Genomic DNA, 13,935 nt, shown 5'->3' on the forward strand with positions numbered 1-13,935 from the left:
AAGGAATCCACATGCTCGATGAGGCAACGATCGCGGTCATCGCCGACGATCTCGCTCAGGCGGAGCAGACTCGGTCGAAGATCGGTCTGCTCACCGCGAAGTATCCGGACATGACGGTCGAGGACTCGTATGCGGTGCAGAACGAATGGCGCCGTCGCGGTGAAGCCGCCGGTCGTCGACTCTATGGTCACAAGATCGGACTGACCTCGAAGCCGATGCAGCAGGCCACCGGCATCACCGAACCCGACTACGGAGCGATCTTCGCCGATCAGGTCTATGACACCGGGTCCGTGATCGACCATTCGCAGTATTCGGGCGTACGCATCGAGGTCGAACTCGCCTTCGTGCTGCGCGACGAACTGCGCGGACCCGACGTCAGTCTCTTCGACGTCCTCCGGGCCACCGAATACGTCGTCCCCGCACTCGAGGTGCTGTCCTCGCGCATCGAGATGGAGGGCCGCACGATCGTCGACACCATCTCGGACAATGCGGCACTGGGGGCGATGGTCCTCGGCGGCCGTCCCGTTGCCGTCGATGCCGTCGACCTGCGTCGCGTGAACGCCCTGCTCTACCGCAATGAGACGATCGAGGACTCCGGAGTCGCCGCCGCCGTCCTCGACCATCCGGCCCGCGGAATCGTGTGGTTGGCAAACAAACTCGCCGAGCACGGAGATGTGCTGCAGGCCGGAGAGACCGTGCTCGCCGGGTCGTTCACCCGCCCCATGTGGGTGCATCCCGGCGACACCGTGCACGCCGACTACGGAGAGCTGGGAGTCATCACATGCCGTTTCGAGTAGAGCTTCCGCAGACCTTCGCCGACCGGGTGGCCGGCCTCGGCGACGGGGAGTACCTGGCCGGGATGTGGGTGTGCTCGGGTTCGCCCGTGGCCGCCGAGATCGCCGCCGCCTCGGGAATGCAGTGGGTGCTCATCGACGCCGAGCATTCCCCGATCGGACTCGAGACGACGACGAGTCTGCTGCGCGCGATGAACGGCTACCCGGCGACCCCCGTCGTGCGGGTGCCGGTCAACGACACGGTGCTCATCAAGCAGCACCTCGACCTCGGCGCGCAGAATCTGCTCGTGCCGATGGTCGATACGAAATCCGACGCCGAGGCGGCTGTGGCGGCCGTCCATTATCCGCCGAAGGGTGTGCGCGGGGTCGGTTCGGCCCTGGCCAGGGCCTCCCGGTGGAACGCCGTGGACGGGTACCTGGGGCGCGCCGATGAGTTCGTGTCCCTGACGGTGCAGATCGAATCGGCGACCGCGGTGGACAACGCCGCTGAGATCGCCGCGGTCGACGGAATCGACCAGATCTTCGTCGGGCCCTCCGACCTGGCTGCGTCGATGGGTCTGCTCGGCCAGCAGACCCATCCGGACGTCACCGATGCGGTGGCCAGGACCTTCGAGGCAGTGAAGGCCGCCGGTAAACCCGTCGGTGTCAACGCCTTCGACCCCGAGCAGGCACGGAAGTACCTGGAGGCCGGAGCGTCCTTCGTCCTCGTCGGAGCCGACGTCGGTCTGATGATGAACGGCGCCCGCGCCTGGGCCGACACTTGGGTTCAGGACTGAGCTCGCTCCCAGCGGTGCCGGGCATCATCGTGGGCGGCGATGAGGAGTTCGTCGACCTGCTTCTCAGTGCGTGAGCCTGGATTCACGACCGCTACCCACCCCTGCCTGCTATACAGCGGGTGGGGGTGGATTGCGTCTGTGACGGACTGCTGACCCGGGGTGTCCGCGTTCGCGTCGACGTCGGGGCCGGGCTCGCCGAAGAGTGCGGAGAACCGGGCACGCCCGATGTGGAGATTGAGCCTCCAGCGATCGGGAGCCGAGAGCTCGGAGGCCGTGTCGTCGGGGTAGTCCTTGGTGATGATGGTGGCGAACGGCTGAGTGTTCGCAAGCACTTCTCCGTCGGGAGCGAAATAGAAGAAGTGGTCTCCCCAGGTCAGCTCGGGGTACGGGCCGCCGGCCTCGGGAGCGATGTGGAGCAGTCCGTCGAGAGTGTGGAAACGGTCGATGATCTCGTGCATACTCATGGTTCAAGTGTGCACTTGAAGTGCTTATGTCGGGTTTTTGTCGGGAGGTGATCACTCTGCGCACTGCGGACGTGGCTTCGCTCAGCGGGTATTCGGTGCAGCAGATCCGTCAGCTCGAATCCCGCGGTGTCATTCCCGCAGCCGCTCGGGAGGACAATGGCTACCGGCGGTATTCAGACGTGCATGTCAGTGCATTGTCCGCATACCGTGATCTTGCTTTCGCCGTCGGTCCTGTTGCGGCCCGATCGGTGATGACCGAACTTCCGCGGCTCGATCCCCGTGAGGCGATCGCCCTTCTCACCGGCAAAGTGACTGAAGTGGACGAGCATCGACGTCAGGTCGTTGCAGCACGCTCGATGCTGCTCTCGATCCAGTCAGAAGCTGAAACTGCCGGCGAGCATGGGCGCGAGACGACCGACGAATCGATGACGATCACCGAACTTGCTGAGGCGGTGGGCGTGCGTGCATCCACGTTGCGATACTGGGAATCGGAGGGACTGACTACCCCGCACCGGGTGGGCTCCGGAGCTCGAACCGCGCGTCTCTATCGGTTCGGAGCGATCAGAGATGCAAGGATCACTGCCGCGCTGCGGTCCGGAGGGTACGGCATTCACGAGATCCGCGAAGCTTTGGCAGTGGTGCGAGGGCTCGGTGATACGAGCTCGATGCTCGCCGCACTCGACGACAGACTGGACGATCTGGCGTTGCGTGGGGCGGCGGTCTTGCGAGCCGGGGGTGTTCTCGCCGGCACGATCGGCGGAGAACACCCCTGAGCTCACTTCTCAGTTCGTCTCGCGGCGGCTGCCGGAAATCAACAGGATCGTCGAGCCGAGTCCGACGAGGACGATGCCCAGGCCGATGAGCATCCCGTTGCCTGTCGTGCCGGTGCGGGGCAGCTCACCGGATGGTGCCGGGGCCGCCGGAGATGCGGGGGTCTCGGGAGTTTCCGCGACCGGTTCGACCGGAGGAGATTCGGGTTTCTCCGGGGCCTCAGGATTCTCCGGCTGTTCCGGGGGAGCCGGAGGGGTGCTTGGCTCCTCCGGCGGCGTGCTGGGTTCTTCCGGGGGAGTCGACGGCTTCTCCTCGGGCGGACGGTGCACGGTTTCGGCAGGAACGCCCCAGTCGCTCGTCCACGCCTTGGTGACGTCGCTGCCCTCGATCGCCGTCACATAGGTGACCCAGCCGACGGGCATGTCGATCGGCTCCGTGTCGATCTCGACGCGGCCATCCTCGTCGGCGTTGACGGTGAAGTCCTGCACGGACAGCTCGGTGCCGTCGGGCTCCTTCGACTGCGCGGGCTCGGTCTCCACGTGGTAGGCGGTGATGGTGAGGACGGCTTCGGAACCCGGTCGCAGACCGGTCACGACCACCTCGTCGTGGGTCGATGTCCCCTCGAGCACCGCCTCGGTGTCGGCGGTCGGAGTCCACGGAACGAACCCCGTCTCACGGGGTTGGCCGTGGATTCCCTTCCATTCCTTCGTCGCCTTGTCCCCGGCGATCGTCTCGGTGAAGTACAGCCAGCCGCGGAAGTCCTCGGGCACGGTGATCTCGTCGGATGTGTGGGTGCCGTTGCCGACATTCTTCGAGGTCACGGATCCGATTTCGCGAGCGTCATCGTTCTTGATGCCCTGCCTCGGTACCGTCGCGGTCTGCCACAGGGTGTGTTCGACGGTGACGGCGTGGTCGCCGATGAGGCCGGAGACGGTGAATTCGTCGGTGACCGTCTCACCCGGTGTCGGTGTCTGGTCGGAGATCTCGGTGGTCACCTTCGGCTGGGAACTCAGCTCCAGTGACGCCTTGTCCGTGACGGAATCGGGGGTGTCCGAGGTGATGACTCGCTGTACCCGAGTGCCGGACGTCGGTTCGAAGACGCGCACGGTCTGCGGAGCGACCTTCGCCGAGGCGGTCACGGACAGAGTGCCGGGGGCGCTCGCCCGCAGCGTCGTGGTCACGGGGTCCTTCCCCGTGGTCACGGTCGTCGGGGCTTTCGCCGTGCCGGTGGTCTTGAGCGTGACAGGAACGTCGGGGACCTGTGCACCTGAGGCGCTGAGCAGGGACACCGTCAGCGTCGCCTCATCGGTGGGAGTACCGAGGACCTTCGGCTTGTCAGTTTTGTCGGAGGCCCAGGAGTCAGGAGAAGTGGTGGATTCCGGGGCGGCATAGGGTTCGAGCACGGGCATGCGCATGACCGGCTCGAGGCTGATGTCGAGGGTGTAGGGACCGGCCAACTTCTTGGCCTCGGCGAGGATCGTCGAGTGCTTCTTCGCGGCCGCCGCGAACTTCTTGCCCAGATCGGCCGGCTTCTGCGGTGGCACCTTGTGATCGTGGGGGAGCGCCTTGTCGAGTCGGGCCATCGCGCTCAACGCGGCCTGCACATCTTTCGACGTCGAGCCGGCATATTCGTGCAGTGCCCACGCTGTGCGAGCCGAGGTGACCGTGTCGGCCTTCGCATTCTTGAAGTATTTCGGCAGCGGAGACTTCTTGCCCGCATCGATGCAGTAGGCGGAGGTGTCAGGGAAGGTCCGGTAGGAGCCGTACCAGGTCTTGCCCTGTTTCGCATGGTGCCAGATGCCCGGACCGTAGGCGTTGGGCGCGGTGTGCACCGGAACCTCGCCGAGGCCGACCGGCGGTCCCGCGGCCATGGCCGGTCCCAGCCCGATGAGCGAAGCGATTGTGAGGACGGTGAGGAGCAGCGCGGTGCGCAGCGATGCGATTCTGAGAATAGTCATGGACCGATTCGACATTGGGCGCTGGCTGGTCATCTAGGGCTGATTGAGGGGCTGTGGATACCGGTTTGAGCGTCCACAGGTTCTGACGTGTGAGTGGGGGAGGTGCTGGTCGTTGCAGGGAGGGGAGTGGCCCCGGGGAGGAACGGCAGCGTCGGGTGCGTGTGGTGGGCGATGCCGACCGTCGGGCGACGGTCGTGGGTGCAGGGGCGGTCTGACGGCCGTCTGGTTCCCCCGCCGACACAGAGTCGACGAAACTGCGTCCATCCACAGTCGAAAATGGTTGAGTGGGGCGGGGGACGTCGTTTGAAGAACGTGGCAGTCGGCTGAAGTGTTGCTGGACGGATACACGGCGGGGCCGTTCACGGCGGGCTGGGACTCTAGACTGAGGTGAGCGGAAATTCCCCCATCGCAGAAGGACAGACTATGTCGGCACAGAACGGTCCCGGTTCGCAAAGACCGCAGCCGCCCCAGGTGCAGGGCCCACCGAACCCGAACGTGCCCCCGGCACAGGGACAGATGCCGCCTCAGGGCCAGGTCCCTCCGCCGCAGCCACACAATTCGCAGCAGGGTCAGCCGCAGAACCATGATCGGTTCCGGCCGCGACCACAGGGGTCGCAGCAGCCGAACCAGCAGCAACCCGGCGGGTCGCGGCCGCAGCAGCCGCCCATGCAGGGACAGAATCGGCCCCCAGCGCCGGGTCGACCCATGCCGCCGCAGAACCAACCGCCTATGCAGGGACAGCCGATGCCGGCGCCCGGCCGACCCATGCAGCCTCAGATGCAGCCGGTCCCCGGCCAACCCATGCCCGGTCAACCGGTGATGTACGCGCCCCCGCCTGCGCAGGCCCGCGTTTATGCTCAGCCGCGGTTTGCTCCGACGGTGACGCAGGAGATGCGTATCCGTGCAGGCATGCAGGCACCCCAGCAGGTCGTCACCGACACTCCCTGGACCGGCGCCGTGCGGAAAACACAACCGGAGACCGAACCCGACTCGACCGGAAACATCGTCCGGCTCGTTGCCGCGATCCTCGTACTCGTCGGGCTTGTCATCGGCCTGGCGCTACTTGCCCTGCTCGGCGGACTGAGCTTCGGCATCCGCCTCTTCGGTCTCATCGGACTCGCGGCGATCCCTCTTCTCGGCATAATCGCCTACGTCCTCTGGCTCGACCGCTGGAGACCGCAGCCGAAGCTCCTCCTGGGCATCTGTCTCCTCTGGGGTGCTGTCGCCTCGGTTATCCTCACCCTCGGCTTCTCACTCGTCGGTGAGGTCGCGCTCTATATGATCGGCATCAATGGTGTGCCCGACGTCATCGGTGCGGTGATTCAAGCTCCGATCCTCGAGGAATCGACGAAGACCGTCCTCCTCCTCGTCATCGTCCTTGCCGCTCGCCGCTATTTCGAAGGGCCCCTCGACGGGCTCGTCTACGGTTCGCTCATCGGTGCGGGCTTCGCCTTCACAGAGAACATCCTCTACCTCGGCCAGTCGTGGAACGACGGCGAGTTTCTGGGCCTCGCCATGACGTTCGCCATGCGTTGCCTCGGATCGCCGCTGCTCCACACGGCGTTCTCAACCTGCGCTGGTGTGTCGATCGGACTTGCCGCCCGCAAATGGCCGTGGTGGTCACTCATCCTCATGTGGCTGCCCGGACTTGCACTCGGCATGATCCTGCACGGTTTCTGGAACGCCTCGATGACGTTCCTCGGTGTCCTCGGCCAAGCGACCAGTGACGTGATGGGCGGAATGCTTCCGCAGATCATCGGCCTCGTCGTCCTCAGCGTCATCCTCTCCGCCGCCTGGGTGACGCTCGGTCTCATCCTGCGCCGCAGCGAACGCATGCACACTCAGAACATGCTCGGTGACTATGCGAACTCCGGTTGGCTCACCCATGCCGAGGTCGACATGCTCGGCACCTGGAAGGGCCGGAAGAACGGACGCGACTGGGCGAAGTCGTTCCCGGGCGGCAAGGAGGAGATGAAGACCATGATCCGCACCTCCGGCAAGCTGTCGACGACGCGGATGCGCGTGCTCGCCGGAATCGGCGGAGAACAGGAACGCAAGATCGAACGGGCCGAACTCCAGCAGTTCGCCGACGCCCGTGAACGTCTGCTCGCGGCCTCCAAACAGACCGCCTCCCAACAGACTGTGCGGTAAGTTCCAGCGGTGACGATCTTCGACATTCTCCTCATCGTCCTCGGCATCGGGGCACTCTTCGCCGGGTTCCGCCAGGGCATCATCACCGCCCTCGGAACGGCGGCGGGCTTCATCGTCGGCTGGATCCTCGGCCGATTGCTCTCCCCGTTCGTCGAATCGCTGAGCGCCGGCACCGACGTCATGGACAACCAGGGCGTGCTCATGCTGCTGGCCTCGATGCCGTTGGTCCTCAGCGTCCTCTTCGCCTTCGCCGGCAGCGGCATCGGGGCGTGGATCAAGAACAATATGGACTCCGACCTCGGCCAGGGCATCGACGCCGTCGGCGGCACCGTCACCGCCGGAATCGTCTATGTCCTCGTCATCTGGCTCGCCGCCGGATTCATCCGCACCACCCCGCTCGTCGAACCCAACCGCTGGGTCGCCGACTCCTCCGTCATCGCCGCGATCGACCGCACCATTCCCTACTCCTCCCAGAACGCCCTGGGCGGACTGGCGAAAGGACTGAGCGCCTCCGGATTCCCTCAGGTGTTCTCCGGGCAGCCCGAACAGATCCGCGGAGTCGGAGAACCCGACGAAGGCATGGTCGACGTCGGACGCAGCGTCGAGGACTCGGTCGTCAAGATCACGACGACGGCCACCAGCTGCGCCACCGGTTCGGAAGGCTCCGGCTTCGTCTATGAAGACGGACTCGTCGCCACCAACGCCCACGTCGTGGCCGGATCCACTGAGTTGGCCGTACAGGTCGGGGGCAAGGGCAGGCCCTACCGCGCCGAGGTGGTCGAATTCGACGCCGAAGCCGATGTGGCCGTGCTCCGGGTCCAGGGTCTCGATGCTCCCGCTCTCGACTTCGGCAACGGGCTCGGACCGGGAGACGACTCCGTCGTCGTCGGATTCCCCGCGAACGGTCCCTATACGATCTCACCGACCCGAGTGCGGGAGAAGATCAACGCCCGCGGACTCGACATCTACGATTCGCAGTCGGTCGTCCGCGAGGTCTATGCACTGCGCGGAATCGTCAGGGAAGGCAATTCGGGCGGCCCGCTCATCGATGCCGACGGAAACGTCGTCGGCATGGTCTTCGCCCGCTCCGCCACCGATGACGAAACCGGCTACGCCCTCACCCGAGCCGAGATCGCCGACGAACTCGACGCCGGTGCCGTCGAGCGCGCACCGCAGCCGACGGGGCAGTGCACGAACTGACCCCGACTACTTGAGGTCGAGTCCGGCGAGGACGGCGCGGTGGTCGCTCGACCCGCGTTCGAGTACCTCGTCGGAGGTGGCGTCGAAACCTCGGTAGAGGACATGGTCGAGCCGGGTGACGGGGAACTGGGAGGGCCAGGTGAAGCCGAAGCCGCCTCGGGCCTCTTCCCGGGTATCCTGCAGCGGCGGCACCAAGGTCTCCATATTGTTGTCCGTCGTCGCCGTGTTGAAGTCGCCGGCGACGACGACATGTTCGGCACCATCGGTCTCCACCGTCGTGGCAAGGCGGCGCAGAGCGGCATTGCGCATCGATTCGTGGCCGGGGCGCACCGAAGGCATATGCACGGCGTAGAAGCGGATGTCACCGTGATCGGTCGAGATCGTGGTCGCGAACGCGCGCGGCCACTGCAGGCCGAGGTCGACCTCCTCGGGCTCCGACATCGGCCACTTCGACCATACGCCGATGGTGTCGACGACCTGCGAATGCTCGAACGAGGAGTCGAGCTCCTTGTGGATGATCTTGCCGGATAGGGATTCGAGTTCCTGGATCGTGACGATGTCCGGATCACGGTCGACGATGTTCTGCGCGGCAGCCGTGGGCTGCGGCATCCTCGCCCCCACATTGTGAGTGGCCACCGTCAGGTCCGGATCACCGGAATCCTCGTTCGGCAGCAAGGCGGGGCCGAACATCCCCGTCCACACCAGAGCGGGCACGAGGAACCCGATGGCCGAGAGCCACGAGAAGCGGATGAGGAACATGAGCAGCACGAGCGCGAGGAAGACGCCCGTCCACGGCAGCACCGATTCGAGGATGAGCGCGATGCCCATCCGCGTCGGCAGCAGATCGTGGAGAAGCAGGAATGCCGCATAGAGGATCCCGAAGATCAATGCGGTGATGCCCTTCGCGGGGCTGTGCCTTCTGCGCGGTGAGGAATATGCCTGGTTCATCGATCAACGATCTTAACCGGGAAGTCTGGCCCCACGCTGGAAGCGACTTGCGACGCGGCTCACAGCCGCACGACGTCAGCGACGCGCAGTCGCGCTCCACACAGTCACATCGGGGTGGGTGTCGTAGCGATAACCCGAACCCCTCATCGTGCGCACCACGGAGGCATATTCGCCGAGGCGGCGCCGCAGTCGGCGGATGTGGACGTCCACGGTGCGTTCGTCGGGAACCTCACCGCCGGACCATACCGCGGTGATGAGGTCCTCACGGGGCAGGGTCTCATCGGCATGGGAGACGAGGGTGGCGAGCAGGTCGAATTCCTTCGTCGTGACATCGACGAGGTCGCCGTCGATGCGGACCTCGCGGCGAGGGATGTCGATGCGCAGACGTTCGCCGGTGGCCTGGGTGTAGGCGTCGCCGGCCCGTCCGCCGAAACCGCGGGGTGAGGGAGCTGCCGGAGCGGCCTCCTCACGCAGGGCCGGCGGGTGGATGCGGTTGGGAATGCGCGAACGCACGGGGCCGTGTGTCGCCGCCGGTGCACCGGTCGCGGCGGGGGAGCCGTTGGCCACGGCTCGCACGGCGTCGATATCGCTGCCGCGGCCCTCCGGTGCCAAGGCGATGACGGCCTGGGTCTCGGCCTGGCTGGCGAGTTCCTTGGCGTAGGCCTGCAGCTCAGCGGCGATCGCGGAGAGGTTCGTGCCGTCGGCTGCGGCCTTGGTCTCATCGAGTCCGATGTAGACGATGATTCCGCGGGCGGCCTTCGGCGAGGGGACGACTCCGGCAGGCCCGTAGGTGTGCGGTGGGTTCTGCGGGTCGACTGCGCTCAACCTGGCTCCTGCACGTCGAGTGGCCACTGCACTGCGGGGGTGGACGTAGGCGGGTTCTGGATTCGGCATAGCTGTCCTTTGCTCCGACCATGAGGTCGATATGACTGGAAGAGTCCGCTGCTTGAGTGAACTCGTTCGAGGCCGGACAGCGGGAGTACGATCACCGACCACGAACGCAGGGCATACACATATGTGCGCCCGGCATTCGCATCTGATGGATCGTCGAAGTCATGACTTCATTATTTGTCACAAAACTTCGGCCGCGCAAAGGAAAACCCGAAAATGAGACGACTGTGACGAAATATGACGTCACAGTCGCCGGGGTCGACGACCGAAATCATCATCCGCAGGTGCCGTCAGTCGACGATTCCGTACATCCGGTCCCCGGCATCGCCGAGTCCGGGCACGATGTAGCCCTTCTCGTTGAGCTTCTCATCGAGTGCCGCGGTGTACACCTTCACCTCGGCGGAATCGCTGTAGTCGCGCTCGATGCGCTGGACGCCTTCAGGGGCGGAGACGAGGCACACGGCGGTGACGTCGCGAGCTCCGCGAGCGAGCAGGAAGTCGATGGCCATGGCCAGGGTGCCGCCGGTGGCGAGCATCGGATCGACGACGAAGATCTGCCTGCCGGTGAGGTCATCAGGCAGGCGATCGGCATACGCGCTGGGCTCGAAGGTCGTCTCGTCGCGGACCATTCCGAGGAAGCCCACCTCGGCAGTGGGCAGGATGCGCAGCATTCCGTCGAGCATGCCGAGCCCGGCGCGCAGGATCGGGACCACGACGGGGCGGGGCTCGGCGATGCGGGTGCCGACGGTCGTCGTCACCGGAGTCGAGATCTCCTTGTCTTCGACGGCCACCGAGCGGGTCGCCTCATAGGCGAGCAGCATGACGAGCTCTTCGGTGAGCTGTCGGAAACGAGCGGAATCCGTATTCACATCGCGCAGAGCGGTGAGTTTGTGGGCGATGAGCGGGTGGTCGGCTACGTGAAGATGCATACCCCAAATGGTACGGGAGAACTTCGGGCTCAAGGCAGTGGTCAACGCGGGGCGAAGCGTTCACAATGGAGGCATGTCGTACTTCACTGAGATCCTGGCCGATTCCGGCGATGGCTTCCGCGCCCTCGATGTCGACGTCCGTGACGCGAACGACCTCGACGACCTCGTCGATATGATGCGTTCGGCAGCCGGCGATGACGGAGAGGCCGTGGCCGTCATCGAACACGAAGACGAATGGTTCGGGCTCGTGCGCCTGTGCCGGAACAATGAGGTCAAGGTCTTCCTGTCCGATCTCGCCGCGGCCGAGGCGAGCCCGTTCGCGGAGATCTTCGCCGACTTCCTCGACTCCCGCCCCGACGCCTATGACGCCGAGCCCGAAGAGGACTTCGGGGCCGAGGAGGATGAGGCCGCCGTCGACGAGGAGGACGACGAAGACGAGGTCGAAATGCTCGAGTTCGACGCCGATGCCGAATGGGGCGGAGACGCCGATATCTACTCCGACCGCGGAGTCCCCGCCGCCACCCTCATCGATCAGGTCGAAAGCTATCGGTCCGACCCGGCCCGCGTCGTCGCCCATGTCGGTGAGACCGTCGGCTTCGCCGATCAGCTCGAGGCCGCACGCTGACCGCTGCGTCCGTGACCCGGCTCGATGAATGGATGGGTCATGCCCTCGCCGAGGCGGCCCTGGCGCCCGCTCATGACGACGTTCCCGTCGGGGCCGTGGTCATCGACGGTGCCGGTGAGATCATCGGGCGCGGTCACAATCGACGCGAGATCGATGCCGACCCGCTCGGCCACGCCGAACTCATGGCTATCTCAGCCGCCGCCTCGGCGAGGGGCGAATGGCGCTTGGACGGCTGCATCCTCGTCGTCACGCTGGAACCGTGCGTGATGTGCGCCGGAGCCCTCGTCGGTTCCCGCATCGACAGGGTCGTCTTCGGGGCCTATGACGACAAGGCCGGGGCGGTCGGCTCGGTCTGGGATCTGCTGCGCGACCGCGCCGCACTGCACCATCCGGAGGTCACCTCGGGCGTCCGGGCGGAGGAGAGCCGGGCCCTGCTGAGGGAGTTCTTCGCGGCCAGACGCTGACGTGTCCCAGCTCACGGCGAACCGATTTGGACGCAGAAAGTCCACCGCTGTACAGTTGTCGGCGGTGGCGTGTCCGAGCGGCCGAAGGTGCAACACTCGAAATGTTGTGTAGGGCAACCCCCTACCGTGGGTTCAAATCCCACCGCCACCGCCAAGGGAAACCCCTGATCAGACGCTTCTGGTCAGGGGTTTCGTCTGTCTCGTCGAAGGATGGCATCGGCGCGGGCAGAGGTGTGATGATTGACACACCAGGGTCGAGCGGCGAGACTTGCTCGGTGAAACAGAAAGAGTTTTCCGGGATATGGAATTACTTTTCGGTATCCCGGTCCGGTACCCGGGGCTGAAGACTCGACTGTTTCATTGCGCATGTTCAAGGCGCAGGGCCGTCGACGATGATGTCGCCGGCTGACCAAATCGAACAACCTGAGGTGGTCCATGAAAATGGCTGACAACGACCAAGCGGTGCAGACCGCATCTTCGAGACCGGGGCTTCTCGACAAATTCTTCGAAATCACCCATCGAGGCTCGACGATCAGACAGGAGATCCGCGGAGGCATCGTCGCCTTCGTCGCGATGGCCTATATCGTCGTCCTCAATCCGCTCATCCTCGGCGGTTCCCAGGACATCGCCGGAGACAGCCTCGACTTCGCCCAGCTGACCGCGGTCACCGGGCTCGTCGCCGGCGTCATCACGATTCTCTTCGGCGTCGTCGCCCGACTGCCCTTCGGTCTGGCCGCAGGCCTGGGCATGAACAGCTTCCTCGCCGTCTCAGTCGTCCAGGAGGTCACCTGGGCCGATGCGATGGGACTGGTGGTCATCAACGGCGTCATCATCGTCGTCCTCGGTGCCACGGGCATCCGCACCGCGATCTTCAACGCCGTCCCGCATGCACTGAAGATCGCGATCACTGTGGGCATCGGACTCTTCATCGCCTTCATCGGCTTCGTCAACGCCGGGTTCGTCACCCGCACCCCGGCCGGCCCACCCGTCCAGTTGGGTCAGGACGGATCGATCGGCTCCCTGCCGACGCTGGTCTTCGTCTTCGCGCTCGTCCTCATCGGCATCCTCGTGGCGCGGAGGATTCCCGGCGGCATCCTCATCGGCATCATCGTGGCCACGATCGCCGCGATCATCATCCAGGCGTTCGCGAAGCTCGGCACCGTCGGCGACCCGGTCAATCCGGACCCGCTGGGCTGGAACCTCTCAGCTCCGGAATTCCCGAAACAGGTCATCGCCCTTCCCGACTTCGGTCTCATCGGCGCCTTCGACCTCGTCGGCGGCTTTCAGCACATCGGAGTCCTCGCGGCCACGATGCTCGTGTTCACCCTCGTGTTCACGAACTTCTTCGACGCCATGGGCTCGATGACCGGACTGGCCCGCAGCGCCGGACTGCAAACTGAGGACGGAATGTTCCCGCGCATCCGCGGAGCCTTCATCGTCGAAGGTCTCGGCGCGGTCTTCGGCGGCGGTGCCTCTGCCTCGTCGAACACGGTCTTCGTCGACTCCGCAGCCGGAATCGCCGAAGGCGCTCGCACGGGTCTGGCCGCCTGCATCACCGGTGTGCTGTTCCTGCTGTCGATGTTCTTCTCACCGCTCATCGCCGTCATCCCGATGGAAGCCGGAGCCGCTGCGCTCGTCGTCGTCGGCGCCATGATGGTCACGCAGATCCGTGAGATCGACATGACCGACTTCCGCACCTCGCTGCCGGTCTTCCTCACCATGGTGACGATGCCGCTGACCTATTCGATCGCCAACGGCATCGGCGTCGGATTCATCTCCTGGGCGCTCATCCACGCCATGAGCAACCGTGCCCGTCAGGTCCACTGGCTGCTGTGGGTCGTCTCGGCCGGATTCGTCCTGTACTTCGTTCGCGGCCCGATTTCGGCTATCTTGGGGGCATGAGAACAATGGTTGGACACTCAGCTTGGGGAAAGGGTCAGATCGCCCACGGGGCTTGACCTGCG

13 protein-coding genes and 1 tRNA gene are annotated in these 13,935 nt (G+C 65.2%); 9 read left to right on the forward strand and 5 right to left on the reverse strand.

Annotated features, from left to right (window positions below):
- Positions 1–11: 11 nt before the first annotated feature.
- Positions 12–797, forward strand: a complete 786-nt coding sequence (locus KTJ89_RS05095; protein WP_139469275.1) for a fumarylacetoacetate hydrolase family protein — start codon at positions 12–14, stop codon at positions 795–797.
- Positions 782–1,570, forward strand: a complete 789-nt coding sequence (locus KTJ89_RS05100; protein ID WP_139469277.1) for an HpcH/HpaI aldolase family protein — start codon at positions 782–784, stop codon at positions 1,568–1,570. The genes KTJ89_RS05095 and KTJ89_RS05100 overlap by 16 nt, the downstream gene beginning before the upstream one ends.
- Here the strand turns inward: KTJ89_RS05100 and KTJ89_RS05105 are convergent.
- Positions 1,561–2,034, reverse strand: a complete 474-nt coding sequence (locus tag KTJ89_RS05105; protein WP_259356980.1) for a DUF6194 family protein — start codon at positions 2,032–2,034, stop codon at positions 1,561–1,563. The two genes, KTJ89_RS05100 and KTJ89_RS05105, sit on opposite strands and share 10 nt — an antisense overlap.
- 47 nt (positions 2,035–2,081) lie before the next feature.
- On the opposite strand from KTJ89_RS05105, the gene KTJ89_RS05110 reads away from it, so the two are divergent.
- The gene (locus tag KTJ89_RS05110) at positions 2,082–2,807 is read left to right on the forward strand and encodes a MerR family transcriptional regulator (protein ID WP_229664014.1); all 726 of its coding nucleotides are present in this window, start codon (positions 2,082–2,084) and stop codon (positions 2,805–2,807) included.
- 9 nt (positions 2,808–2,816) lie between these two features.
- Here KTJ89_RS05110 and KTJ89_RS05115 read toward each other — a convergent pair whose 3' ends face one another.
- Complete coding sequence (locus KTJ89_RS05115; RefSeq protein WP_259356981.1) at positions 2,817–4,763, reverse strand: LPXTG cell wall anchor domain-containing protein; 1,947 nt, start codon at positions 4,761–4,763, stop codon at positions 2,817–2,819.
- Positions 4,764–5,654: 891 nt separating this feature from the next.
- On the opposite strand from KTJ89_RS05115, the gene KTJ89_RS05120 reads away from it, so the two are divergent.
- Both KTJ89_RS05120 and KTJ89_RS05125 read left to right on the forward strand, forming a co-directional pair.
- Entirely contained in the window at positions 5,655–6,914 is a 1,260-nt protein-coding gene (locus KTJ89_RS05120) for a PrsW family intramembrane metalloprotease (RefSeq protein WP_259356982.1), read from the forward strand.
- Between the two features lie 9 nt (positions 6,915–6,923).
- Positions 6,924–8,114, forward strand: a complete 1,191-nt coding sequence (locus KTJ89_RS05125; protein ID WP_259356983.1) for a MarP family serine protease — start codon at positions 6,924–6,926, stop codon at positions 8,112–8,114.
- 6 nt (positions 8,115–8,120) lie between these two features.
- On the opposite strand, the gene KTJ89_RS05130 is transcribed toward KTJ89_RS05125, so the two are convergent.
- From KTJ89_RS05130 to upp, 3 genes are all read right to left on the reverse strand, one after another.
- The gene (locus tag KTJ89_RS05130) at positions 8,121–9,062 is read right to left on the reverse strand and encodes an endonuclease/exonuclease/phosphatase family protein (RefSeq protein ID WP_259356984.1); all 942 of its coding nucleotides are present in this window, start codon (positions 9,060–9,062) and stop codon (positions 8,121–8,123) included.
- Between the two features lie 75 nt (positions 9,063–9,137).
- Positions 9,138–9,956, reverse strand: coding sequence for a winged helix-turn-helix transcriptional regulator (locus KTJ89_RS05135; RefSeq protein WP_139469285.1), 819 nt, complete (start codon positions 9,954–9,956; stop codon positions 9,138–9,140).
- Between the two features lie 287 nt (positions 9,957–10,243).
- Positions 10,244–10,882: a uracil phosphoribosyltransferase gene (upp, locus tag KTJ89_RS05140; protein ID WP_139469287.1), complete on the reverse strand. Its 639-nt coding sequence runs from the start codon at positions 10,880–10,882 to the stop codon at positions 10,244–10,246.
- 73 nt (positions 10,883–10,955) lie between these two features.
- Here upp and KTJ89_RS05145 point away from each other — a divergent pair, with 73 nt between their 5' ends.
- The 4 genes from KTJ89_RS05145 to KTJ89_RS05160 all read left to right on the forward strand — a co-directional run bounded on the left by KTJ89_RS05145 (position 10,956) and on the right by KTJ89_RS05160 (position 13,873).
- Positions 10,956–11,507: a tRNA adenosine deaminase-associated protein gene (locus KTJ89_RS05145; RefSeq protein WP_139469289.1), complete on the forward strand. Its 552-nt coding sequence runs from the start codon at positions 10,956–10,958 to the stop codon at positions 11,505–11,507.
- An 11-nt stretch (positions 11,508–11,518) separates the two neighbouring features.
- Positions 11,519–11,971, forward strand: a complete 453-nt coding sequence (locus tag KTJ89_RS05150) for a nucleoside deaminase (RefSeq protein WP_374990250.1) — start codon at positions 11,519–11,521, stop codon at positions 11,969–11,971.
- Between the two features lie 63 nt (positions 11,972–12,034).
- Positions 12,035–12,125: transfer RNA gene (locus KTJ89_RS05155), tRNA-Ser, on the forward strand.
- Between the two features lie 287 nt (positions 12,126–12,412).
- A complete protein-coding gene (locus KTJ89_RS05160; RefSeq protein WP_139469292.1) occupies positions 12,413–13,873 on the forward strand; it encodes an NCS2 family permease in 1,461 nt (486 codons plus the stop codon).
- The last annotated feature ends 62 nt before the right edge of the window (positions 13,874–13,935 follow it).

The organism is Brevibacterium sediminis, from assembly GCF_024895295.1.
GTDB lineage: Bacteria > Actinomycetota > Actinomycetes > Actinomycetales > Brevibacteriaceae > Brevibacterium > Brevibacterium sediminis.

Bases quoted from the DNA above. Each gene is read 5' to 3' on its own strand.
- KTJ89_RS05095 (WP_139469275.1), top strand. From the start codon at position 12: ATGCTCGATGAGGCAACGATCGCGGTCATCGCCGACGATCTCGCTCAG.
- KTJ89_RS05120 (WP_259356982.1), top strand. From the start codon at position 5,655: ATGCGTATCCGTGCAGGCATGCAGGCACCCCAGCAGGTCGTCACCGAC.
- KTJ89_RS05115 (WP_259356981.1), bottom strand. From the start codon at position 4,763: ATGACTATTCTCAGAATCGCATCGCTGCGCACCGCGCTGCTCCTCACC.
- KTJ89_RS05135 (WP_139469285.1), bottom strand. From the start codon at position 9,956: ATGCCGAATCCAGAACCCGCCTACGTCCACCCCCGCAGTGCAGTGGCC.
- KTJ89_RS05160 (WP_139469292.1), top strand. From the start codon at position 12,413: ATGGCTGACAACGACCAAGCGGTGCAGACCGCATCTTCGAGACCGGGG.
- KTJ89_RS05105 (WP_259356980.1), bottom strand. From the start codon at position 2,034: ATGAGTATGCACGAGATCATCGACCGTTTCCACACTCTCGACGGACTG.
- KTJ89_RS05130 (WP_259356984.1), bottom strand. From the start codon at position 9,062: ATGAACCAGGCATATTCCTCACCGCGCAGAAGGCACAGCCCCGCGAAG.
- KTJ89_RS05145 (WP_139469289.1), top strand. From the start codon at position 10,956: ATGTCGTACTTCACTGAGATCCTGGCCGATTCCGGCGATGGCTTCCGC.
- upp (WP_139469287.1), bottom strand. From the start codon at position 10,882: ATGCATCTTCACGTAGCCGACCACCCGCTCATCGCCCACAAACTCACC.
- KTJ89_RS05100 (WP_139469277.1), top strand. From the start codon at position 782: ATGCCGTTTCGAGTAGAGCTTCCGCAGACCTTCGCCGACCGGGTGGCC.